We start from the raw sequence: 23,372 nt of genomic DNA on the forward strand, positions 1-23,372 counted from the left end.
TCTTCGCTGTAATAACCCAAAATTATTCCTTTTTTCTCTTTGTCTGAGCTTATCCTAATTTGCACAAGTTATTTATTTTTCATTCCTTACTAACTGAAGATTGGACTCTTACCTGAAAACAAAAGGATCGCGAATGACTATTTTGTTTACTTAAGCACTATGACGGTTGCTATGGTAGCGTTGCTACAGTTGAATAAAGTCAGTAGCATGGAGAACTCATGGAAGAGCGATCGCAAGCGCTGCTGAGCTTAGCAAAAGCAAAACTATCGCGACGAATTGCCTTTTGGATCTTTGTCAGCATTGTTGTTATCGAGGCGATTCTTCTGGTTCCGTCGTATTTTCGGCGTGAACAAGAATTGATCGATCAAGTAGAAAATGTCTCAGCTATTCAAGCGAGATTTTTTTTGCAAACCTCTAAATCTATGCAAACAGAGGCTGAATTCGCAGATTTAGCAAAATCAATCAAGCGAGAAACGAATGTCACAGGATGGGCAGTAGAAAATGCCAAAGGTCAACGCCTTACTCAAATGGGCGAAGTCCCAACCCTAACCTCTACCGATGTGCGCGATCAGCCAATCGCTCGGTTTCGCAGTGCCAATGGCAATCGCTACGATGTCGCATGGAATGGCAAACAGCTTGGCAGTGAATACATATTAATAATTCGCCACAATGTCGAGTTTATTCAGCAAGAACTAGTTAATTATGTATGGCGGATTATTGGTTTAGTTGCCATTATTTCCCTCTTTGTAACGGCAAGTACTTTGGTGATTTTGGGGGCGATCGTGATTTTACCCATCTTGAAATTGCGCGAAGATTTAGAACTGGTTGCCGACTCGATCAGTCAAGATCAAATGAATTTGCAATTTCATTCAATGGTGACATCGCGAACCGATGAAGTGGGCGATGTCATGACAGCTTTTAGTCAGATGTATGTACGGATTATCAAAGAGATATCAGAACGCAAACGCGCTGAAGCCCTGATTCAGCAGGAAAAGGATACTTCTGAAAATCTGCTGTTAAATATTCTGCCCTATGCGATCGCTGATCGTCTAAAGCTAGGAGAAAAGATTATTGCTGATGGCTTTAGCGAAGCTACAGTTTTATTTGCGGATATTGTTAGTTTTACAGAGCTCTCGGCAAAGGTTCCACCAGTTAAATTGGTTTGCTTGCTGAATGAAATTTTTTCTGAATTTGATGGTTTAGCTGAAAAATATGGCCTAGAAAAAATTAAAACCATTGGTGATGCCTATATGGTGGTGGGAGGACTACCCATGTATCGTCCCGATCATGCAGAGGCGATCGCCGATATGGCTTTGAATATGCAAGATGTGATTGGTAAATTTGCGAGTGATCTCGGTGAGCCTTTCAAAATTCGCGTTGGCATAAATACTGGGCCAGTTGTGGCTGGGGTAATCGGAATCAAGAAATTTATCTATGATCTGTGGGGAGATGCCGTTAATGTCGCGAGCAGGATGGAGTCTCATGGAATGCCTGACCATATTCAAGTCTCTGACTCGACCTACACAATTTTAAAAAACAAATATAACTTTACAGATCGTGGAAAGATTATGATTAAAGGTAAGGGAGAAATGCAAACATACTTTTTAATTAATAAGATAGGGGGCTAGCAAGAACTAGTTTTTTGTAGTGCGGCTTTACCCTGTCACAAAAAACTAGTTCTTGCATAATTCATATAAAACCAATTAAACAAGAAGTCTTTATTATTGCTCAATATTCATCAATCAAATGAAATGAGCGAATCACTCGCCTCAATAACTATGACAACCTTAGAAGAAACTAAATTTGAAACTTATACATTAGGAGCGGCAACTTTTGACTTAAGCGGGCTTCCTAAGGAATATTACACGCTTGTAGATGGTAGTCAAAGCCTCATTTGGGTACAACCAATTTTCCAAGCGCTAGGACTAAAGTCATTGTTAGCAGCTTCTTTACCTGTGGAAAATTTTACCCATGCAGTAATTCATGGAAAGGAATACACTGCAATTGTAGTCAAACAACATGGAAATTATTTAGCATTACTGATCGGGCCGCAAACCGAAATTATTGATGATAAATTTTTAAAATGGGCACAATGTTTTGATACGAATTTTCTAAAAAACAATCCAAGGTTTCAAGTAATTTAATATGTTATTTAATATGTTATTTAATTAGTTAGGCACAATTAAATATAAAAAGCCAGAATCTGTCTCACCTGTACAACGGGCAGTACAAATTTTGGCTCTGTTTTTTTTAATTATGCCAAGGCACTTAAAGGCGAGACACTGCTTCGCATTTACGCCTCGCCCTTGGGGTTTAATCGTTTTTGTAACAGAATAAATTTGCTCTAGAGATAGACTTAGAGCATGATTGAGGAAAGATAGCGCTATTGTCCGAGGATATCCGAGGCGAAATTATGAATTCTACCTATAAAGCATTTTGGTTAGAAGCTGGTGATCTGGTAGTGATTGACCAGACTCAACTTCCATTTCGTTCAGTAACTAAGACCCTGAAAACTAGTGCCGATGCTACCCTTGCGATTCAGGATATGACTGTGCGCGGTGCTGGCGTAATTGGGAATGTCGCCGCTTTTGGGGTGTATTTAGCCGCTAGAGAAAGTAACGGCGATCGCGACAAGATTAAGGCTCTCTCAGCCGTGATCCGTCGTGCTCGTCCAACCGCCGTAAATCTGATGTGGGCAGTCGATCGCATGATTGCGGTATTAGAAAAAGCATCCGCAAATCAGGATTTGGTAGAAATTGCTCTTAAAGAAGCGATCGCTATTGCCGATGAAGATGTAATTGGCACACGCAATATTGGCAAATTTGGCTGTGAACTAATTGAGGCGATCGCCAAGACTAAGCCCAAGGGCGAACCTGTAAATATTCTTACCCATTGCAATGCGGGATGGTTAGCGATTGTCGATCGCGGCAGCGCCTTAGCGCCAATTTATGAAGCTAGCGATCGCGGGCTGAATATTCATGTATGGGTTGATGAAACCCGTCCACGCAATCAAGGCGCAAATTTGACAGCATGGGAACTTGGACAATCGAAAATCCCGCATACGCTGATTGCTGACAATACGGGCGGATTGTTAATGCAATATGGCAAAGTTGATCTTTGCATTGTGGGAACCGATCGCACCACCCGTAGCGGTGATGTTGCCAATAAGATTGGTACATATCTCAAAGCTCTCGCAGCATTTGACAATAATGTTCCTTTTTATGTAGCCTTGCCAAGTTCCACTTTTGATATGCAAATCGCTGATGGAGTCAAAGAGATTGCGATCGAGACTCGCAGTGAGGATGAGGTGCTCTATATGCAAGGGCTACAAGATGATGGCAATATTGGGAAGGTGCGGGTCGCTCCTTTGGAAACTACGGCTTTAAATTATGGATTTGATATTACTCCTGCCAGACTAGTTACAGGTTTAATTACCGAACGCGGTATTTGCGACGCTGCTGAAACTGCGATCGCAGGTATGTTTCTCGATCTGATTCCATAAATTACAGCGCTTTGCGCTCAAACACAAACAAATAAATCCTTGGGAAGTGTTGCTTTGCAACGCTTCCCAAGGATTTATTATGGTGAAACTCGTAAAGCAATAAATTTTTAAAATTTATTGCTTTACGAGTTTCACAGGTTGCTCGTCAGCTTGTAGAGTTTTTCCATCTGCTAATAATGTGTAGGACTGAGTAGGAGGAAGTTGAGCAGGTTTTTTCCCATTTAGGGTTTCAACTTGAGACAAGACTTTTCCATTCTTGATCGAAACTTTTCCTGTTGTCCTGATGGTCTGTTTTTTGCCACTAGTAGAAGTAGCGTCGATAACAGCTTCAAATGAGCCATTGGGTTTGATCGTCCATACACCTGAAATTGATGCCAAGCCTTGTTTTTTTGCATTGGCTAAAAACTCAGGCGTAAAAACAGTTTTATAGGTTCCTGCAATTTTAACAACCTTTACGTCAGCCTGTTTTTGTTTTGTGATGACACTTGTATTTTCAAAAGCTTGGACTGGTTGTAACGTCTCCCAAACACCAACCGCAGAGAGCGTCATGGCAAGTGAAGCGATCGCGCCCAAGATTGCAAAATTCAAGTTATGCGGATGTAGATTCTGATACCTGTTGCTATTTGACATTGTAACCTCGCATAAACTACTTGCAAAATTAGAATAAATGATTCTACGCACTGTCTATCCTAATCTTTGAAAATCTTCAATTTCTATAACATCACCGATCACTGCCATTGTGAAAATATCATCTCGGACTTTGGCATTAACCGTAACTTTCAATCCCTCTTGCATAATCTCTTCAGGTGCAGGTTGCCAAATCTCATATTGCTCGTCAGTATCGGTAACAATCGCCCAAGCCCCTGTACCAATATCGATATATTCTACGGTTCCGACAATTTGGATATTCATATACTGTAGTAGTTTTCAAACAATCATAACCCAAAAAGGAAAGGCGGCGCGAAGCGCCGCCTTTCCTTTTTGGGTTATGGTTGAGCGCCTTACTCTATATGCTAGAAGTTTCTGATTTAATCGATAGATAGGCAAAACCAAAACAAAGTAGCGAGTTAACGCTGAGAAATGCGATCGCAGGCATTCCACTGCCAATCCACATCATTTGTGGAGCAAGTACCGCACTAGTTGCTAAGCAAGCGGAAGTGCCGATCGCTGAACCAATCGCAAACCATTTCCATTGTGGATGTCCTAACAGAACCAGCAATAAACCAAGCGGTACAAGCACACTTGCGGTAATTGGATTCAGTGCATTTGTATTAGAAAAAGCATTGCCTAATTCAGGGAGAGAACTCCCCGCAATACGAAAGGGAAGTTGGGTAATATCAAATAGATAGAAACCTCGTAAAAAGAATAAACCTGCACCGCCAAAGAAAACGCCATTAGTAAATGACCAATTCCAACGGAATGGGAACCAGCGATTAAGTAGCCATGCCAATAGATAGGAACCAATCATCATAATTAGTTTGGGAATAAGTGCGATCGCACCGCCATCAACCCAAAATCTGGGACTCAAGTATCCATTGTCCCGCGCCCAGCGCAAGAAATCGGGAATTCCCAATTGCCCCTGTGACGCAAGATTTACTGCTGCCGCCGCATTCAAATGTCCAGCACCATAATAGTTAAGCGTATCATCGGTAACTTTGCGCGAAGACTGTTTGAGGATTTGAAACACTTTCTCAGGATCTTTCACGCCCGAAGCTTCGATCAAAGCGACGACACCCGCAACGTGAGGAGATGCCATACTTGTTCCTTGGAAAGAACTAAATACGGATTGCTTCGTTTTCGGATCAATTGTGTTTTGCAAAATACCACCCGAATCATCACCTTTCTCGCCGTTTTTACCCCTTGTGATCGCACCACCTGGAGCCGCCACATCGATACCAGCGCCGTAATTAGAATAAGGGGCTTTTTCGCCTGTCGAACCTGTAGCTGATACAGCGATTACTTTGGGATAGCGGGCTGGATAAAAAGCTGCATTACGATTGGAATTACCCGCCGCTGCCACGATTACCACACCTTTTTTATAGGCATAGTCGATCGCATCTTGCATAAGTTTGCTTTCGCCGCCACCACCAAGGCTCATATTGATCACATTTGCGCCATTGTCAGCTGCAAAGATAATCGCTTCGGCAATATCGGAAACTGTGCCACCACCTGAACCTGACAGCACTTTGAGCGGCATGATGTTCGCTTCGTAGGCAATGCCAGCTACCCCAAAATTATTATTCGTCGATTGGGCGATCGTACCAGCGACGTGAGTTCCATGCCCATTGTCATCACTCGCATCTTCGCGATCATTAACAAAGTCGTATCCTTTGACAAAATTAGTGTTTTTGAGGTCTTCAACTTTGCTTACGCCCGTATCGATGACAGCAACTGTGATTCCCTTACCTTTAGTTTTTTGCCAAGCCTTTTCCACTTCGATCGCTTTTAAATTCCACTGCTCCTTATACATCGGATCATTGGGAGTGGAGTCACCGATAAATTCCATCGAATAGACATAATTGGCTTCGACATATTCGGTCAAGTTGCGAAGTTCTTCTGACTGTTTGAGCTTTTCGAGGACTTGAGCATCGCCTTTGACCACATACAGGTTTTCGGATTTAGAAAAGGGGCTATTAAATTTTGGCTCAATTCCATATTTTGCAGCGATCGCCTTTAGTTCGCGCTCGACTTGAGCGGGGGATAAGTTATCACGAAAGTTCAATACCATTGAGTCATATTTACCTTGGACTGCCAACCCTTGATAGGTTGAGAGCGCCCAAAATAAACCCACAAAAAACAAGCATGAGAGCAGAAATTTTTTCATAACCCTAAGACATTGATCTCCAGTCCTCAATAGCTTTGCAAAGATCAGGATAGGCGGCGCTTTGCGCCACCTGTCCTAAATGTTTAAATTATTATTTTAACTATTCCCATTTTGTTTGCGACAGCGATCGCTACAATATTTAACCTCATCCCAACACCTTTCCCATTTTTTGCGCCATGTAAATGGCTTGCCGCATACTACACAATCTTTGCTAGGTAAAAAAGATTTATTCCCTTTATGAGCCATATTTTTGAAAAAGTTTATGTTTGAAAAGTCATTATACTAAAAGGTGATTTTGGTGATTTTATAGCCGAGGATAGCCAGAAACCATGACCCGAACACCCTTCCCCCAACCCCAGCCTGATCGCACTCCAATCACCCTCGATCAGTACCACGAATATACACCCGATAAACTAGAGTTCATCAATGGCTACTATGGCTTTGCCTATCAAGATATGACAGGCTTTCATCTTGCGATATTAACCAATATGGGACTACGCACAGCCGTTAGCCATGTACCGATCGCTAAGTGGCTAGCCGCGTTCCAAGAGGTTGCTTTCCAAAATCCCAAACTTGACGATGCTTTGCACGATCGTTTAGTCAAAGGAATAGCAGAGTTGAATGCGATCGCAGAATGTTTGGAGGAGTAATTGTGAAAGAGGGCTTGGTCTCCAAGCCCAAATCTTTGCTTCCATGTAACATCACTTAACTAATTGGAATTATTCTTCAGTCTGCTTCAGCAGACTTGACCTTTTAGCCAAGAACTTGAGTTCTTAGTTACTTTTGACTTTGAATTAGGGTAACTTTCTGTTCAGCTTTTTCTAGATATTCACGGCAATATTGCGATCGCTTCATGCCTTCATCATAGAGGGCAAGCATCTCATCTAGAGCAGTTTCCCCATCGTCAAGAATTTCCACAATTTCTTCTAGGCGCTGCATTTGGGCTTCAAAGGGTAGATCTTTAGGTTCTTTTGGTTTCTTTGGTGATTTATTCGGTTCGGTCATATACTTTATCGATTACTTTCTCAATCTTGACATGCGCTATTTCTGCGCGTCGCACGATTTCCACTTTATCAAATTCAGTGAGCGAATCATCATTGCTAAGTATGCGATCGCCTGAACGCAACAAAGCAAAACCACGCTGTAATGGTGATAGTGGATGTAGCGATCGCAGATGGGCAGTTATACCGTCAAGTTTAGTTTTGGATTGATGCAAATGACGAACGAGAGACTTTTGCATTTCACGTTCTGCTTCATCTAACTGTTGGGCGCGATCATGCAGGCGATCGCTAAAATTCTGCAAAGCATAACTATTGGTAATCGTATTCAGTCGTTGATCGTAATTCTGGATTGCTAGTTGGGCAGAGCGATTTAGTAGATTTTCCCAAGTAATAATCTGTTGCCATAGGGTATCGCGATCATATTGAGATACCAGTTCTGCTGCTGCCGTTGGTGTGGCTGCGCGTAAATCAGCGACAAAATCCGCGATCGTAAAGTCGGTTTCATGTCCAACAGCGGAAATAATCGGAATTTGCGAATTATAGATTGCTTCGGCAACAGGTAAGGTATTAAACGCCCAAAGATCCTCAATCGAGCCACCACCACGACCGACGATTAGCACATCGGCATCGGTATTCTGTAAAGCTTTAATGGCTGACGCAATCTCTTCTGGGGCATTTTCTCCTTGAACGGTCGCGGGACATAGATAAATCTCGCAATGGGGCGATCGCCTATTTAATGTACTGAGAATATCCTGAATCACGGCTCCTGTCGGTGAAGTGACAACCCCAATTTTGAGCGGAAAAGCAGGAATACCACGTTTTCGGTCTGGGTCAAAATATCCCTGCTCAGCGAGTGCTTCTTTGAGTGCAGCAAAGGCAAGATAGAGATCCCCCTGCCCTGCGGCAGTCATGCGATCGCAATCAATCTGATATTTGCCACGGGGGGCATAAACTGTCAAACGACCTTGGATAACAACTTGCATTCCACTTTTTGGTCGAAATGATAAAGTGCGACTTGCCCACATCACACAATCGATCTGGGCTGACTCATCCTTGAGGGTAAAATAGCGATGACCAGAGGCAGCTGTCGTGAATCCTGATATTTCTCCTGTTACACGCACAATGCCAATTTCGTCCCGCAACAAAAGCGTAATCGCTTGCGTCAAATTAGCTACAGTCATCGCATCTTTAGAACTGTTCATAAACCCTGCTCATCCCGCAATCTCCTCATAATATGAATACTTGTTTAAATACTTTTTCTATCTCCCTGAAACATTCTATGCTGCTGCTCGCTGTCCTGCCAGTGGCATTATTGCCAGCCACCGCAGTCCAAGCTCAAGTTGCCATTCCAGATAGACAAGGCAACTACTACAGAAATGAAACTAACGTACAAGCCAAAAGATCATCTAGATATGGCACTGGTTCGCTCTGGCAGGTAATAGTTGACGGTCTCAATTGTCGTCAAGATCCCAGTCTAGATAGTCCCGTACATCGTACTTATTTAGCTGATGATCTTTTAGAAGTACAAATCTATAGAGGCGGATCTGATGAAGTTTTAATAAATCCCCTCGATCAAAATGGTAGACCTTGGATGCCTGTTCGTGATGGAAATTCATCGGAAGGAGCCTGTTATGTGAGGGCTAATAGTCGATTTATTCGACCAGTAGTTCAGTAAAACAAGATTTACGTTGCTTTGAACAACTCTTTTCCTGTTGATCATGACTGGCGATCGCTTAATAGACACGAGAAAGAAAACTAAAACCCAAGAAAGCACTTAGAGCATATTTGCTCTAAATTTACAGTGACATACCGTAGTATCATAGGACTCAGTTAAGAAAAATGTATTTAAACAAGAATTACGGTCTGCTGTGGAACTTTCTTTAAAGAGTGAATACGCAATCTTGGCTATGCTTGAGCTAGCTAACCATTTTGATATCGATCAGCCTCTCCAGATTCGTCAAATTGCGAACCAACAAAATATTCCAGATCGCTATTTAGAGCAGTTGCTAGCAACTTTAAAACGGCAGGGTTTAGTCAAAAGTCAGCGCGGCGCAAAGGGTGGATACATCCTAGCCCGAGATCCATGGGAAATCAGTTTATTAGAAATTATTCGTGGCATCGAAGGTTACGATCCGATCGCAGAAAAAAGCAGTAAATCGGGTAATGAAAGTGCTTCTCTTTCGGTAATTCATGAGGTATGGGAATCAGCGCAAAAGGCAGCTTCTAATGTGTTGGATGGCTGTACGCTGAAGGATTTATGCGATCGGCAACGTCAACGCCAAATCTCCACAACTATGTATTACATCTAGTCCATTATACCAATTCACAAAAGTGTGACAACACTTCTGTGAGTTAAAAACCAAACCCTATAAGGGTTTTAAAAACACAAAGTGGCTGCGCCACTTTATGTTTTGGTATTAAATCTAATAGACTTAAGTACTTGTATAAAATAAATCACCCAAATTTGTAGGGTTGTGCCCCCGAGTGGGGGCACAACCCTACAAATTTGGGTTTGTAATTAATTAAATCCAACTACTACAACCATCCATATTTTTAGTTAGCATTTTTTGCGATCGGCAATGGTTTGTCTTGAAAATTGATATTAGGCGATAAACAGAAAAAGCTAAGAATAAAAAGAGCCAAACTACCTAAATGTAGATATAGCAATGTAAGCTTTATGTCCTAGCTATCTCTTATACCAATTCACAGAAGTGTTGCCACACTTTTGTGAATTAAAAAGCAAACCCTGTAAGGGTTTTAAAAACACAAAGTGGCGTAGCCACTTTGTGTTTTGGTATTACATTGCTATAAAAGAGAAATATCCGTTCACAGTCATAATTATTTAGATATTTTGGGATTAACTATCGCCAATATAAAACCCTAAAAAGCTAATAGCGGCGCTAAGCTCTGCTATTAGCTTTTTAGGGTTTTATGCACCTAATATGGTTAGCGATCGCTATAACATGATTACTATACCTGCTACGATATAATGGATAAAATCACTAGAAAGCTTGCCTAGAATGCACTTTAATGGGGCTTTCCGAAAACCCTATAAAACATTTATTGCAAGAAGATTTCAAGACTTTTTGAGCTAATATCCCAACAGGTCTAAATATTGGAGTTGATGAAGTTATGCAACCGCAGTATTCAACTTATCGAACATTACTTGCCCCCGTTTCGGGGCAAGGAATTTCTGAAGCGGAAGCAAAGGATATCTTGCGGCAAATACTTCCTCATTTAAGCAAATTGCATGATTGCCAACAATCACATGGCTCCATCTCTCTAGATACAGTTGCATATGATTACAGCAGTATGGAGATTATACTGCTAGGTGCTAATGGAACAAATAATCCAATTTATTTAGCCCCAGAAGTTTTGCAAACGCAACAAGCTACACCCACAGCCGATATTTATGCGATCGGTGTAGTAATCATAGTGTTACTAACAGGCTTCCCCCCTCAAGCGCTAAAAGTACAAAACGGTACATGGAATTGGCAACAGCTTTGCAATGTAAGTGATAAGTTTACACAAATTCTAAATATTGCTCTTTTGGATGAGCCTGACCTGCGCTATGTCAATGCAGGACAAATGCTGAAATCTCTACAACCAATTATTAATCCTTCCGAACCTACGATCAGTTCACTAACTAACGATTATGGCACACTGTTATTTTCGCCTACCCTCCTTAAAGTCATCTCATCGAGACAATTTTCGTCGCCATTGCCGTTGTCTCCTGAATCACCTTCTTCAGAACCATTGAATTCAGAACAATTAAATTCAGAATCAAATTATAGTCATAGAACAAAAAAACTTAAGGTAAATTTTTCCAGCACCCAAATTTACAGAAAAGCAAATACTTCTAAAAATCAATCCCAAGCGACTACCAAAGACATAATGCGAAAATTACTTACCATAATGTTAGGTATTGGAGTTATTGTTAGTAGTACATTTGGAGCATACTTTTATGCACGATCCAAATCTGTGGATATTGCGAATAAAAATTTAGAACTTGCCAATGCCGCAAATCAATTAACAGAAAAAGAGATCGCGCTTACTAGTGAGATCGCGCTTACTGATGAGGAGAGAAAGGCAGATGATGACGTAGACAAATTAATCTCTTTAGCCAAAGAAAAATATGAAAATACAGGTGGTTTGATAGAATCAAAAACGATGTTACAAGCGATTCCTCTTGACAGTCGTATGCGCTCAAAAGCTGACCAACTCTTGGCTCAATGGGAGCAAGATATCAAGAAGAACAGTGATCTTATCAAAAAAGCGGAGAGAGCGACAAAAGATGAAAAATGGCAAATCGCGATCGATATTGTCAAAGGTCTTTCGCCGACTCCTTATTGGCAGTTGCGTGGCAAGGAAATTGCAGAAGAAGCGAAACAAAAGCTAGCCACTCCTACTATTGTTGCGCCATCATCTCAATCTGTCACATCTCCCTCGCCGAATGTAGATCCCCCTCGTAACACGCCTGCTGAAACATATACGCCTCCTGATGAAGCATATACGCCTCCTACTGAAAAGGAATCTCCACCCCTGCCACCAGCACCGCGTGTTGCTCAGTAAAATTTCTACAAGCCTAAAACTTCAAATCAAAATTTATCTGCTCAAAATTTATCTGCTCAAACAATAAAAATTATGGCTTCTCACTCTTTAATTCTTCGGTCATTAACTTATTGCTTGATTTTATCAGGTTGCACATTAGAATTTTTTTTTGCATTCACCGCTCAATCAGCTTATAGCCAAACACAGTCTTGTAATATTGGCTCAAATCCTAAGCATCCTGGTAATTACAAACTACTAGGCAGCATTTTTTTGGGCCAAAAACGATTTCAAAAAGCCCTCGATTGTTTTGAAATTGCTCTGCAAGATGAACGCGGAATTAAAGATCCAGAACTATGGAACAATCACGGTTTGGCGTTGGCTGGTCTCAAAAAATTTGATCAGGCGATCGCGTCCTACGATAAGGCATTGCAAATTAGTCCAGGGGCGACTTTTGTCGATCGCGTAGAGCCTCCATCAAAAGCAGAAGATTACTATCTGTGGTGGTTTAATCGCGGAACTGCATTAGTTGATCTCAAGCGCTATGAAGAGGCGATCGTTTCTTTAGATGAATCTATAAAGATTAAACCTAACTATAGTTTTGTCTGGTTTTTTAGGGGACTAGCGTTGTTTCGATTAGAACGCTATGAAGAATCTCGGGCTGCCTACCGTCGTGCAGTTTTACTCTCTCCCAATACTCCCTACATCGCGTCTAAAGACTTAATCAGCCTTCAAGACTATTTAGTTTACTACGGACAAGCTGAGGCAAAATCAAGACTAGGAAGCTATCAAGATACCATTCTAGCTTTTGAGCGTGGTCAAAAAATTCGGCGTAGCAACCCTCAGATAAAGCTCATTGAAGACAAGAGTAGTGAAAATTTCTATGAGGCTTTTATTGATGGCATTCGATTGCTCGATCAAGGCGAAAACAAAAAAGCGTTAATTGCCTTTGAGCAATTGATTACTCAAAAACCTGATTATACCAATGCTTGGTTTGGGAAGGCTGATGCATTAACAGCCTTGGGACTTTATCCAGAGGCAATATTAGCTTATGATCGGGTTATTGCCATCGAACCTGATGACTATGCCTCTTGGTATAAGAAGGGAAATGTACTGAGGAAAGTGAACCGTAAGGAAGAAGCGTTGCAAGCATACCAAACGGCTATAGAGTTATCAGGCGGATTCTCTGAAGTCTGGCACAATCGGGGCGTGATTTTCTACGATCTCAATAGAGATGCAGAAGCGATCAATGCTTATTCTCTCTCTCTAAAAGCAAACACTTTATGGGGAGGTATTGAAAGAATTGATACCCAATATGCATTAGCTGCGACCTTATACCGTGCAAAGCGTTATAGTGAGTCTCTTTTTGCTGTTGAGAAAGTACTACAAGAGCAGCCAACATACCAAGAAGCGCTGGAACTTCGTAAGTTGATCAAAAAAATCATGGGTTGCGATCGCACTAAAACACCATCTGAATGTAGCGTAGAACCTACTCCCTTGAAGTGAATAATTGGTGATGCACAGCAAATTCGCACATCATTAATTATTCACTTTATCCAAAAACCAAAAAGAGAGTTGCAGCGCAAAGCGCTGCAACTCTCTTTTTGGTTTTATACCAATTCACAAAAGTGTGACAACACTTCTGTGAATTAAAAACCAAACCCTGTAAGGGTTTTAAAAACACAAAATGGCTGCGCCACTTTGTGTTTTGGTTTTATTTCTTAGCAATGTAGGCGATCGCTACAAAACAAAAATCAAGCTAAAGACCTATTAAGTAAAAGTACTTAGTTGCGCTAATCTAGATGTAGATTTGTAAAGTAACTCATTCAGTATCCTAACCGCTTTGCCTGATGACAACCTTAAACCTCCAGAAAACGCCTGCTAATCTGTTTTGTCATTCCCCGCACCCCCTTAAAGTTACAGCTTTTGGTGATAGTTTAATCTACGGCTATGGAGATCCTATAAATGGGGGCTGGGTTGAGCAACTAAGGAGACAATGGATGGCTACAGAACCTAGCCATGTTCTCTATAACCTAGGAGTACGCGGCGATACGGCGGCAATGGTCAATCAAAGATTAGAGCAAGAATTTTTGCTGCGGGGAGAACTTCGCAATAAGCGCCCCGATTTGATGATCTTGTCTGTTGGGGTGAATGATTCACCACGAGTTGGCAAGCGATTGGGAAGAAACATGACGGATTGCGATCGCTTTACCTTAGAAATTGTCAATTTATTGGACAAAGCTCAGAGCCTCTGTCCAGTGATGTTTGTGGGGATGGTTCCTGTAGATGAGTTGAAAATGCCCTTTTTAGGTTGTATGCATTTCAATCATGAGGATCAATTCCGCTACAAGGAAATCACAAAATCAGCTTGTCAAGTGCGAGATATTCCCTACTTAGATGTATTCGATCTGTGGCAAGAGCGCGGACAAGATTGGATTTGCGATCGCTTATGTGAGGATGGATTGCATCCCAATTCTGAGGGTTATAGTGCGCTCTTTCAAGACATTCTCCACTGGCAATCACAGATTCAATTGGAACAACTTGTATCCATATCGTGAAAAGTCTATAAGATAAGATGTGGTGCTTTAAGCTACATCTCATCTTTTTTGTGGTGTAAAGCCAGATTTTATACGTGGTATGTTTAGATGTAGTATGGCGCAAAGGGTGAAGAATGGTCACTATAACAGCAAAACCTACGAGCTTAGAGTCGTTTCTCAGTCTGCCTGAGACTAAGCCTGCTTCTGAATTTATTAATGGGCAAATCACTCAAAAACCTATGCCTCAAGGTAAACATAGCCTATTACAAGGTGCGCTTTGCCAAGCTATTAACCAAGTAGCTCAATTTAAAAAGATGGCGATCGCTTTTCCAGAACTACGCTGCACTTTTGGAGGAGCATCGATCGTTCCAGATATATCAGTATTTCGCTGGGAGAGAATTCCGCGTGACAAGTCTGGTCAGGTATCTAACCGTTTTAAGCTTTATCCTGATTGGGCGATTGAGATTCTTTCTCCAGATCAAAGGCAAAACAAGGTTTTAGCAAATTTGTTGCATTGTATCGAGAATGGCACAGAATTAGGCTGGTTGCTTGATCCCAAAGATGAGAATATTTTGTTAATTTCTAGCGATCGCCGCATTCAGATTTTTAAAGGTGCAGATATAATACCTGTTCTTGATGGAATTAATCTGGAACTAACGGCTGAACAAATTTTTGGATGGCTGAAGTTTTAGGGCATATATGCAAAATCCTTGTAAGTATCTTGGCGTAACAGAGACTAAAGCCCAAAAATGTAAATTGCCCGCATAGCGGGCAATTTACATTTAAAGTATTTGCGGCAAAATCGTGGGATCTTTAATTTCTTTGTCCTTTGCGAGTAATAAAATCTTAGAAATTATTTCCGCAGTTTTCGGATCGTCGTCGGCAAAGGGAAGGAATAATCTACCTCGATGCTGACTGTGAACGGGAACAATACAAAGGGAGCCCCCTGGTTGGCGATGTACCACACCACTGCCAAGATGGACAGAATAGCTGCCGAGTTCACCTTCGATCAGGGCATAGTTATTTTGTAAATTGACATTGGTCAACTTCAATAATCGATTGGTTTCCCGAATCAGTGCCGATCGCATTTCCACCGTAGAAGCACTTGCCTCTGGATCGACCCCGCCTTGATGCGCCACGCTCACCACTAGGTCAAGATCGCGCATGACTTCGCTAAACACTATGGCAGGAACTTGATCGAGTTTGAGCGCATTGCCTCGACTGCGCTGTGAGAAGTAGACAGCATCAATAGTTAAACCTTCCACCTCGGCGGGAGTAGTCCAACCCCTATCAGTTTCGACAGAGACATAAATATCTTGGTCATAAAAAATGCGATGGATACTTGATTCGTAATCGTAACTATTCGCCACCCAGCCACGCTGTCCAAATAAAGCCAAAGCCTGTCTGGGATTCACTTGATGTCCAGCATAGCGGCGAGAACCTTTATGTTCAGTTTCTTCCGTAGGAATAGGAAGATAGAGTTCTCGAAAAATTTGTTTGAAAGGTTGCGATCGCTCGGTATGGAAACATTCTTGTTGCCAGAGATGCCATTCACCAGTTTTTACAAGATCGGCGGGATGGGCGATTCGGACTAGATCAGCAGAATTGAGTTGGGCGTAGGTGCTGTCATATTTTCGCAATCGAGAATCTTGCGGATAACCGATCGCCGTTTCACCAACAAAAATTAGCTGCTGCAACATCGGGCGCAGAATGGGATGAATTAGTAATTGTTGTAGTTCTGCCCCCGTAAAGCGATCGCCTCGACACATGGACTGTTCGAGAGACAACCTCATTCTTGAGGCTTGTTTGGTTAGTTTTTGCTTGCGCTCCTGAAAAGCCATAATTTCTGCATTCTTTTTGAGGGTCGCAGGAATCGTTTTTTGCGGTTTACCTTTTTTGACTACCGTTAAATTAGGAGCGCCGAGCGCGTCAAGACTGAGACTAACGGAAACATCGCCTTCTGTCACCGTGACTGAACCTTCTACTAAATCAGCGATCGCTTTGGCTTCCATTGCCCATTCTAGGCGTTGAGGATCGGCATATCCAGCCGTCCGCGATAGGTTTTCGAGGGCAATGCGGGCGGCTAGTTTTTCACTTGCCTGCCGTTGGGAACCAAATTGTTTAGTACCCTGCATAAATTCTTGAATAACTTCGTAGCGTTGCAAAATATCGGCTTCACGATTCTCTGACTCTAAGGGAATTAAGCCCAAGGCTCGCACAGAATCCTGATGGCGCTTTGTTTGAATGCGATCAATGGTTGCCGATTTCTCAACTTGTCCTAACATAGCATCCGCAAACAGACGCGCCCGAGTATGCCCTTGTCCGCCCGCCGCAAATTTTGCCGCTTCGTGGATTTCTTCCCATTGAGCAGGTGTCATGGCGCGATAGGCTCGCCAAAACCAAGCTACATCGACAGCACCATCTACTAAATCTTGGCTGGTGAGGGGAGTATGTTCACCAACTTGAGCGCTCCAACCTTCTCTAATCGATTGCTCGACTTGCCAATGGGAATCTTTGGTATGGGCATGGAACCACCATACGGCTTCGGCAAATGCGGGAGATTCCAGTAGATGCCCCACATAACGCGCCCATTGAGGAGCATAGACAGCCAGCTCGATCGCTTTGCGATTAGTAAGTCCAGAAGCGGTAAATTGCTGCGCGAATAGTTCGGGGGTATCGGTGGGCAGAGGGAAGGAAACGCGAATGAGATGGCTAAATATGGCGGCTTTACTAGCGCGATCGTAGCTCCATCCTCGGATAAACTGTTCTTTGCCTAAATTTTGCAAAAGTTTAATCACAGGGGCAATCCCTAATACAGACTGCAAGCTCAAGGCGGCTTCTGTCGCAGGAGTAGGTAAATCGCCGCGATCGCATTCTATTTCCACAATCCGCCGCCGACAGCGATCGACTAATTCTAATAAATACTGATAATCAGTTTCGGGTAAATTAGAGAACTCATTGCGGGTGCGATCGCGCTGAGTTAATGCGCTTAATTCTCTAAAACTATAGTAGTAGTTCCCTAACCGTTCGCCAATTAAACTGTCTAAAAGATCTGCCTCAGTAACTGCATTGGCTTTGAAGGCAACAATCATCTGGATTAAACTCGGACGACAACGCTTAATTTGTCCTTCGGACTGATTGCTAATGGGCAATATTAGATAGCTCCCCCTTTCATCCTGTAGATAGTGAGGTACGGTTCCTTTTGGCTCATCAATCCAGCGTATAAGTTGCCACAAGCGCTTAACCTGTGACTCTGTCCAGTTACTAGAATCAGAGGCATAGTTCTTACAAGCCATGAGCGTCCAAGCATTAATTTGACTATTTTCACGTCAATCGTATTTGTCTGATGGAGAACTTTGGCGCAGACCTTTCAAGTTCATCCCAGAATTAATTTGGGATAGAATTGTCGATACGTTGAGCCCCATCCCCGAAAACCCAGAAATATTGGCATTTAGGATGGCGAGCAGATCATTCTCCGAAGAGCTTTCTGTGAGATCTACTCCATCTTCAGGTTCAGTTTGAGATGGCTCTAAATCCTGTGCGATCGCCTTACGAATAGAAGCTAGGGAATATTGGGCTGCATCTAGAATGAAATCCACGCAATTAACAGGCGGAGCAATACTTAAAAACCACTCTATTAAATTAGAAATTAATTCATGATAATTAAGTTGCGGAACATCAATCACTAAGCTCTTTTGGCATTTTTTAACCCATTTAGGAGAGTTGTCAGCAAAATAACTCATCTGAAAAAAACTATGATCTTGGAAAATTTTTTCATGGAATAGTCCAGATAAAGAAGCAGCCGCTCGTAATAATTCATAGCCATCATCATCGCGCAGTTCGGCTGAACGTCCTTCCCACCAAGTTTGCCATACTTCTGCTAAGGGTAGGTCGTCTAGGCTTTTTGCCACAGATTTTTGCGGAATTCTCGCCCTCAGCCACCTAAGATTTCCCAGAAGCTTTTCTTCGGATTCAGTTCCATCTGAATTTAAGGAGTTAATAGGCGTATTTCGGTGTTCATGAATTAGCTCGTCGAGCGATCGCAAAATATTTTTAGCAGCTTCAGAAACTAATACAATTTCGCGATCGGGAAATTCGGGCGGAATCGCGGGAGTACGTTGACTGGGATCGAACAGCCCCAAGCCATTTTCGAGAGTAGCAGTTTGCTGCTTCTCAGGTTCAGAAAATTTTTGTAAAAGCTCTACTTCGGCGGCGGTGAGTTTTGGTCTTTGGTGATAGGCTTCCACTTTTTGATAACAGTCATCGCTCAGCCGTTTTGCCCGAATCATTTCATCTAATAATTCTAGCCCTGATAAGCGTTGACCCGCATCTTTACTGTTTAAAAGGCGATCGCTACTGACAAGAACATCATTATCAGATTGATTCAAGATTAAATTCAACACTCCCCGCCGCAGATCGCTACCTTTACGGGTGAGTAACCCCTCCATTTTGACAATCAATTCTGAGTTGAGAGGATATGGCTTAAGCAACTTGAAAATTTGTTCGCGCAAATGGGAAGAGCGATCGCGCATTGCCGCAAAAACTTGCTCCTGTATCTCATCATCCCAAGGTTGCTCTTTAAGCAATAATTGGATTACTTGAACCCGCAGCCAAACGTCCATCTCCGACAGATAAGGAATCATCCTTCTAGGAGAGCGATCGCCTAAACGATTATTTAAGGTACGAATAACCTCTGAACGGTTTAAGCTCAACAGCATCCATTCCCAAACTATGGGTTGTAGTTTCTTCTCATTGGCGGGAATTCGCTGTAAAAAAGATTCTAAACGCTCAAATAGATCGGTATTCGCTAATTTGTTTTGGATACTCCGAAAAGCCTGAGCAGCAACTCGCAAATCATCATCTTCTAAACTAGGTAATAGAGCTTCTTGGGCTAAGCCTAGATGCAATTGGTTCAACAAAAAAGCCGCCACAAAGCGAATTTCAACTTGAGAATGTTGGAGTAAGAGCGTCGCAGGGGCGATGGCAGCTTCAGCATTATCAAAGGCGATCGCCCATAGACAAAGATAAACTTCATGAGGATCGGTACTTTCTAAACCTGACTGCCTTAAATTCGCATCTTCAAGAAATCCTAATACTTGACGCAGCGATCGCTCGGCTATTTTCTTATGTTCGACAGTCCAACCAAAGCCAAACCACTGATCTACTGCTCGAATCGTGGCACTAAAGCGGATCAAATCCTGCTCTAAAATCAACCTCACCATGCGCCGAAAAGCTTGGGGATGCGCCTGAGCGATCGCTTCCAAAATTGTCTGCCGTAGTCCTTCCTGACGTTGGGCAGCTAGCAGCAAATTCTCAACAAATGTCCAACAATCTGGTCGATTCACAACCAATAGCGATCGCACGACATGATTGCCCATAGCCGCGATCGCATGTTCCCCCCTTGCCGAGTCTAGTAATATTTTTAATATTTCTTCCGAATGCTCATCTTCAGCTTCAATCGCCGCCGCGAACAGGATGCCAATATCGCTGTATTGATGAATATAAGCAACCCAAACTGCATACCAATCAATATCCTGTTCGTATTGCTGAACTATGTTCAGAATGCCCTGTACCCAATTAACTAAAGTGGTAGGGATAATGGAAGATGACAAGCGAAATGGCTGCCTTTGATAGCTATTCTGATAGGGTAGTCGCTGATGTAATTGCCAACCAGCTTCTACATATTTGGCAATTAATGGACATAGCGCTTCAAAGATTTGATATCTTTCCTGAGCATTAACTTCTCCCAACCGATTAGCTACTTTAGAAAGCTCATCCCAATTTCTTGTCTCCAATCCTTGGGAATCTCTTCGCAATAAAGCCCAAGCAATTTCTCTTAAACTATCTGGTAGAGATGCGATCGCCAATTGGTGGCGCTCCAACCAAGCATGGGGGAGGGTAGCAAATTTTTGTAGCTCCTGAGAAGCCTGTTCGCGTTTTAGCATATTAACCTCCTACCATCGCCACGAGACGCAAAAATAATACCTTGCTTTGGGGCTGGAGCGTCACTTGTTCGTCCAACGATTCATACTGGCGATCGTCAATAAAAACATAATATAAGCCATCGCTAAAAGCCTGAATCGCAGCCTCAAAAGCGGCTTGCAAATCGACAGATTGGGGCGCAAATTCGCGATCGCCTGAAGTTATCTTGCCTTTTTCCATTCCCCAAGCGATCGCGTCCTTAGTCAAAATTTGAGGCAATTTTTGTTGTTCTTGGCGATCGCGAAAAGCAGTCACTTCTGCATCCACAATATCCAAAATTAAGTCTCGTAATGTCAAACCTTCCTGCGAGATTGATACTTGCCACGGCGCTACTGGCGATCGCTTCCGTCCTATAACCTTTGCTTCAACCTCAATGATTTGCATAGTTTAGCCTATACGCTATTTAGAAAGTAGATAGTGGAGTGATTTTATCATCAAAAAGTTTGCCACCATCTAATCGAGCTAAAGAGTATCAATCTCAACTTTGCGATCGCGCAAATTTATCGAGGACTTACACTAACATAAGAAACTGAGTAGATGTAGCGACACATCTATATTTTCTGAATTGGTGCAAGCTTGGGATCGATAATTTTTTTGCCTTGCCCTGCGAAAGCAACAGCTAAATACATCTTGTCACCAGTGCCAAGCAAATTAGCAACTTGACCTTCACCAAACTTGTCATGCATCACGCGATCGCCTACTTGCCAATCAATACGAGGCTTGGGCTTAACAGCATTTACCTTGACGGGAGGCACAGACCTGAGCGAACCTTTAACACTAGTGGCTTCAGCCCGTTGACTTGCCTTACTGATAAACTTATCAATGCCATGTCCAGTCAGATACTCTTTGGGAAGCTCTGCAAGGAATTGAGAGGGAATAGCATATTCGCGATTGCCATAGAGACGACGAGCCTGAGCATGGCTAAGAAATAACTTCTCTTGGGCGCGAGTAATGCCCACATACATGAGACGGCGCTCCTCTTCTAAAGCCATCGGATCGTTAATGGAACGGAAGCTAGGAAATAAGCCTTGCTCTAGACCAACGAGGAAGACCACAGGGAATTCTAAACCTTTAGCTGCATGAAGAGTCATCAAGGTGACCTTATCGGCATTCTCGCTGCTGTCATCAAGACTAGAAGCAAGAGCCGCATTAGCTAAGAAAGCATCAAGGGAAGCATCTTCATTCTCTTCGGCAAACTGTAGCGCTGCGTTATACAGTTCTTGCAAGTTAGAAATGCGATCGTTGGCTTCATCATTACTTTGAGCTTTCAGTTCATCGACATAGCCAGATTCGGCGAGAATGCCCTGAATGATATCCGCTGCTGGCGTAACTGCTACTTTCGCTTGCCATTTTTGCATCAATTCCACAAAGGAGAGCACACCCCTAGCCGATCGCCCAGCCAGAGTCTTGACAGTGGTTTCATCGCTGATGATGTCCCAGATGGGGACGCTGAGTTCTTGGGCGGCTTGTTGGAGCTTATCGAGAGTTGCCTTACCGATACTGCGTTTAGGAACATTGATGATTCGCATCAAGCCGAGGGTATCGGAGGGATTGGACAGCAGGCGTAAATAGGAAAGAACATCTTTAATTTCTTTGCGATCGTAAAATCGTAAGCCACCCACAACTTTGTAAGGAATATTCCAACGCACCAGCATTTCTTCAAAGGGGCGAGACTGGGCGTTAGTGCGATAGAGAATTGCAAAATGTCCAAGATTGGCGCTAGGGGTTTTGGTCTTAACGCGGCGAATCTGCTCGATCACAAACTGTGCTTCATCAACTTCATCATCGGCACGGAATAGCTCGATCAAGTCTCCGTCGGGTCTAGTTGCTTTCAGGACTTTATCGATACGTTGTGTGTTATGGTCGATCAGTTGATTGGCAATTTCGAGGATATTAGCAACGGAACGATAGTTCTCTTCTAGCTTGATCATTGTGCCTGTATGGGCATCGGGCAAGCGATCGCCAAAAGCTTCTTGAAATTCCATCAAGATCGTAAAGTCAGCAGAGCGGAAACTATAAATCGATTGGTCGGCATCACCGACAACAAAAATGGAACGATTTTCCCAAGTCGGCTTTTTGTCATTAGTGGAGAGTAGCTGAATCAAATCATATTGAGTACGGTTTGTGTCTTGATACTCATCAACAAGAATATGCTTAAAGCGATTGTGCCAGTAGTTAAGAACTTCAGGATTTTGTTTGAATAGGCGCACTGGCAAAAAGATTAAATCATCAAAGTCGAGAGCATTATTGGTGGCTAGCTGATTTTGGTAAAGACTATAAACCTGTGCGATCGCACGCTTACGGAAAGACGAATCATCACTCTGAGCCTCATATTCTTCGGGAGTCCAGCCTTTATTTTTGGCATTGCCGATCGCAAAACGTACGGATTTTGGCTCAAATTTCTTTTCATCAAGGTTTAGCTGATTGATGACAATATCTTTAACTAAAGATTGCGCGTCAGAATCATCAAAAACCGAGAAGTTTTTTGCCCAGCTGCGACCATTACTATCTTTGTATTTATCAATATCAAGGCGCAAAATTCGACAGCACATACTATGGAAAGTTCCCATCCATAGTCCATCTTGCGCATAACTATTTATATATTGCTTATAAACTTTTTTGCGAAGTTTGTCCTGTTCCCAGTCAGGAATTTCGCTTAAAGTTTTACCTAATTCCCTTTGAACGACCTCTTGAGTTAACAAGGATTGAATTCGTTCATTCATTTCCTTGCCAGCCTTATTTGTAAACGTCACGGCTAAGATTTGCTCAGGTGCAACACCGTGATTGAGCATTAAGTTGGCAATACGATAGGTCAATGTCCTTGTTTTCCCTGAGCCTGCCCCTGCGACCACGAGCATTGGCCCATGCAAATGGCTTGCGGCTTTTTGTTGGGCTGGGTTGAGATGAAGCAAAAAATTGGAACTCATGGGCGAAGGAGGGAGAAACTTAGGTAGACTCTAATACAGTATGCCAAAAAT

20 protein-coding genes are annotated in these 23,372 nt (G+C 42.6%); 10 read left to right on the forward strand and 10 right to left on the reverse strand.

Annotated features, from left to right (window positions below):
* Positions 1-218 precede the first annotated feature (218 nt).
* The 3 genes from CQ839_RS07275 to mtnA all read left to right on the forward strand — a co-directional run bounded on the left by CQ839_RS07275 (position 219) and on the right by mtnA (position 3,502).
* The gene (locus tag CQ839_RS07275) at positions 219-1,628 is read left to right on the forward strand and encodes an adenylate/guanylate cyclase domain-containing protein (protein ID WP_103667619.1); all 1,410 of its coding nucleotides are present in this window, start codon (positions 219-221) and stop codon (positions 1,626-1,628) included.
* Between the two features lie 123 nt (positions 1,629-1,751).
* Entirely contained in the window at positions 1,752-2,144 is a 393-nt protein-coding gene (locus CQ839_RS07280) for a hypothetical protein (protein ID WP_103667773.1), read from the forward strand.
* A gap of 269 nt (positions 2,145-2,413) precedes the next feature.
* The gene (gene mtnA, locus CQ839_RS07285; protein ID WP_103667620.1) at positions 2,414-3,502 is read left to right on the forward strand and encodes an S-methyl-5-thioribose-1-phosphate isomerase; all 1,089 of its coding nucleotides are present in this window, start codon (positions 2,414-2,416) and stop codon (positions 3,500-3,502) included.
* Positions 3,503-3,616: 114 nt separating this feature from the next.
* Here mtnA and CQ839_RS07290 read toward each other — a convergent pair whose 3' ends face one another.
* The 4 genes from CQ839_RS07290 to CQ839_RS07305 form a co-directional block, all read right to left on the reverse strand.
* Positions 3,617-4,132: a hypothetical protein gene (locus CQ839_RS07290; protein WP_103667621.1), complete on the reverse strand. Its 516-nt coding sequence runs from the start codon at positions 4,130-4,132 to the stop codon at positions 3,617-3,619.
* A gap of 54 nt (positions 4,133-4,186) precedes the next feature.
* A complete protein-coding gene (locus tag CQ839_RS07295) occupies positions 4,187-4,414 on the reverse strand; it encodes a hypothetical protein (protein WP_103667622.1) in 228 nt (75 codons plus the stop codon).
* A gap of 94 nt (positions 4,415-4,508) precedes the next feature.
* Positions 4,509-6,326, reverse strand: coding sequence for a S8 family peptidase (locus tag CQ839_RS07300; RefSeq protein WP_103667623.1), 1,818 nt, complete (start codon positions 6,324-6,326; stop codon positions 4,509-4,511).
* 96 nt (positions 6,327-6,422) lie between these two features.
* A complete protein-coding gene (locus CQ839_RS07305; RefSeq protein ID WP_103667624.1) occupies positions 6,423-6,572 on the reverse strand; it encodes a DUF2256 domain-containing protein in 150 nt (49 codons plus the stop codon).
* 83 nt (positions 6,573-6,655) lie between these two features.
* Between CQ839_RS07305 and CQ839_RS07310 the strand changes: the two genes are divergently transcribed.
* Complete coding sequence (locus tag CQ839_RS07310; protein ID WP_103667625.1) at positions 6,656-6,976, forward strand: hypothetical protein; 321 nt, start codon at positions 6,656-6,658, stop codon at positions 6,974-6,976.
* Positions 6,977-7,103: 127 nt separating this feature from the next.
* On the opposite strand, the gene xseB is transcribed toward CQ839_RS07310, so the two are convergent.
* Both xseB and xseA read right to left on the reverse strand, forming a co-directional pair.
* A complete protein-coding gene (gene xseB / locus CQ839_RS07315; protein WP_103667626.1) occupies positions 7,104-7,331 on the reverse strand; it encodes an exodeoxyribonuclease VII small subunit in 228 nt (75 codons plus the stop codon).
* Positions 7,315-8,529 carry an exodeoxyribonuclease VII large subunit gene (gene xseA / locus CQ839_RS07320; protein WP_103667627.1) on the reverse strand — a complete coding sequence of 405 codons (1,215 nt, stop codon included), beginning with the start codon at positions 8,527-8,529 and terminating at the stop codon, positions 7,315-7,317. Before xseA ends, xseB begins: the two co-directional genes overlap by 17 nt.
* A gap of 77 nt (positions 8,530-8,606) precedes the next feature.
* Between xseA and CQ839_RS07325 the strand changes: the two genes are divergently transcribed.
* The 6 genes from CQ839_RS07325 to CQ839_RS07350 all read left to right on the forward strand — a co-directional run bounded on the left by CQ839_RS07325 (position 8,607) and on the right by CQ839_RS07350 (position 15,104).
* Positions 8,607-9,002, forward strand: coding sequence for a hypothetical protein (locus CQ839_RS07325; protein ID WP_103667628.1), 396 nt, complete (start codon positions 8,607-8,609; stop codon positions 9,000-9,002).
* Between the two features lie 193 nt (positions 9,003-9,195).
* Positions 9,196-9,636 (forward strand): Rrf2 family transcriptional regulator, encoded by a 441-nt coding sequence (locus tag CQ839_RS07330; RefSeq protein ID WP_103667629.1) that lies wholly within the window; start codon positions 9,196-9,198, stop codon positions 9,634-9,636.
* Between the two features lie 823 nt (positions 9,637-10,459).
* Positions 10,460-11,899, forward strand: coding sequence for a serine/threonine-protein kinase (locus CQ839_RS07335; RefSeq protein ID WP_103667630.1), 1,440 nt, complete (start codon positions 10,460-10,462; stop codon positions 11,897-11,899).
* Positions 11,900-11,971: 72 nt separating this feature from the next.
* Complete coding sequence (locus tag CQ839_RS07340; RefSeq protein ID WP_103667631.1) at positions 11,972-13,381, forward strand: tetratricopeptide repeat protein; 1,410 nt, start codon at positions 11,972-11,974, stop codon at positions 13,379-13,381.
* 344 nt (positions 13,382-13,725) lie between these two features.
* Complete coding sequence (locus CQ839_RS07345; protein WP_103667632.1) at positions 13,726-14,433, forward strand: GDSL-type esterase/lipase family protein; 708 nt, start codon at positions 13,726-13,728, stop codon at positions 14,431-14,433.
* 113 nt (positions 14,434-14,546) lie between these two features.
* The gene (locus CQ839_RS07350) at positions 14,547-15,104 is read left to right on the forward strand and encodes a Uma2 family endonuclease (protein ID WP_103667633.1); all 558 of its coding nucleotides are present in this window, start codon (positions 14,547-14,549) and stop codon (positions 15,102-15,104) included.
* Positions 15,105-15,194: 90 nt separating this feature from the next.
* Here CQ839_RS07350 and CQ839_RS07355 read toward each other — a convergent pair whose 3' ends face one another.
* From CQ839_RS07355 to pcrA, 4 genes are all read right to left on the reverse strand, one after another.
* Complete coding sequence (locus CQ839_RS07355; protein WP_103667634.1) at positions 15,195-17,708, reverse strand: DUF4132 domain-containing protein; 2,514 nt, start codon at positions 17,706-17,708, stop codon at positions 15,195-15,197.
* Positions 17,709-17,741: 33 nt separating this feature from the next.
* Positions 17,742-20,357, reverse strand: coding sequence for a HEAT repeat domain-containing protein (locus tag CQ839_RS07360; RefSeq protein WP_103667635.1), 2,616 nt, complete (start codon positions 20,355-20,357; stop codon positions 17,742-17,744).
* Position 20,358: 1 nt separating this feature from the next.
* Entirely contained in the window at positions 20,359-20,778 is a 420-nt protein-coding gene (locus CQ839_RS07365) for a hypothetical protein (RefSeq protein WP_103667636.1), read from the reverse strand.
* A gap of 167 nt (positions 20,779-20,945) precedes the next feature.
* Positions 20,946-23,321, reverse strand: a complete 2,376-nt coding sequence (pcrA, locus tag CQ839_RS07370; protein ID WP_103667637.1) for a DNA helicase PcrA — start codon at positions 23,319-23,321, stop codon at positions 20,946-20,948.
* Positions 23,322-23,372: the final 51 nt, after the last annotated feature.

This window comes from Pseudanabaena sp. BC1403 (genome assembly GCF_002914585.1).
Taxonomy (GTDB): domain Bacteria; phylum Cyanobacteriota; class Cyanobacteriia; order Pseudanabaenales; family Pseudanabaenaceae; genus Pseudanabaena.

Excerpts from the sequence above, each read along its gene's own strand:
- CQ839_RS07275 (WP_103667619.1), top strand. The coding sequence starts at position 219 with ATGGAAGAGCGATCGCAAGCGCTGCTGAGCTTAGCAAAAGCAAAACTA.
- CQ839_RS07280 (WP_103667773.1), top strand. The coding sequence starts at position 1,752 with ATGAGCGAATCACTCGCCTCAATAACTATGACAACCTTAGAAGAAACT.
- mtnA (WP_103667620.1), top strand. The coding sequence starts at position 2,414 with ATGAATTCTACCTATAAAGCATTTTGGTTAGAAGCTGGTGATCTGGTA.
- CQ839_RS07290 (WP_103667621.1), bottom strand. The coding sequence starts at position 4,132 with ATGTCAAATAGCAACAGGTATCAGAATCTACATCCGCATAACTTGAAT.
- CQ839_RS07295 (WP_103667622.1), bottom strand. The coding sequence starts at position 4,414 with ATGAATATCCAAATTGTCGGAACCGTAGAATATATCGATATTGGTACA.
- CQ839_RS07300 (WP_103667623.1), bottom strand. The coding sequence starts at position 6,326 with ATGAAAAAATTTCTGCTCTCATGCTTGTTTTTTGTGGGTTTATTTTGG.
- CQ839_RS07305 (WP_103667624.1), bottom strand. The coding sequence starts at position 6,572 with ATGGCTCATAAAGGGAATAAATCTTTTTTACCTAGCAAAGATTGTGTA.
- CQ839_RS07310 (WP_103667625.1), top strand. The coding sequence starts at position 6,656 with ATGACCCGAACACCCTTCCCCCAACCCCAGCCTGATCGCACTCCAATC.
- xseB (WP_103667626.1), bottom strand. The coding sequence starts at position 7,331 with ATGACCGAACCGAATAAATCACCAAAGAAACCAAAAGAACCTAAAGAT.
- xseA (WP_103667627.1), bottom strand. The coding sequence starts at position 8,529 with ATGAACAGTTCTAAAGATGCGATGACTGTAGCTAATTTGACGCAAGCG.
- CQ839_RS07325 (WP_103667628.1), top strand. The coding sequence starts at position 8,607 with ATGCTGCTGCTCGCTGTCCTGCCAGTGGCATTATTGCCAGCCACCGCA.
- CQ839_RS07335 (WP_103667630.1), top strand. The coding sequence starts at position 10,460 with ATGCAACCGCAGTATTCAACTTATCGAACATTACTTGCCCCCGTTTCG.
- CQ839_RS07340 (WP_103667631.1), top strand. The coding sequence starts at position 11,972 with ATGGCTTCTCACTCTTTAATTCTTCGGTCATTAACTTATTGCTTGATT.
- CQ839_RS07345 (WP_103667632.1), top strand. The coding sequence starts at position 13,726 with ATGACAACCTTAAACCTCCAGAAAACGCCTGCTAATCTGTTTTGTCAT.
- CQ839_RS07350 (WP_103667633.1), top strand. The coding sequence starts at position 14,547 with ATGGTCACTATAACAGCAAAACCTACGAGCTTAGAGTCGTTTCTCAGT.
- CQ839_RS07355 (WP_103667634.1), bottom strand. The coding sequence starts at position 17,708 with ATGGCTTGTAAGAACTATGCCTCTGATTCTAGTAACTGGACAGAGTCA.
- CQ839_RS07360 (WP_103667635.1), bottom strand. The coding sequence starts at position 20,357 with ATGCTAAAACGCGAACAGGCTTCTCAGGAGCTACAAAAATTTGCTACC.
- CQ839_RS07365 (WP_103667636.1), bottom strand. The coding sequence starts at position 20,778 with ATGCAAATCATTGAGGTTGAAGCAAAGGTTATAGGACGGAAGCGATCG.
- pcrA (WP_103667637.1), bottom strand. The coding sequence starts at position 23,321 with ATGAGTTCCAATTTTTTGCTTCATCTCAACCCAGCCCAACAAAAAGCC.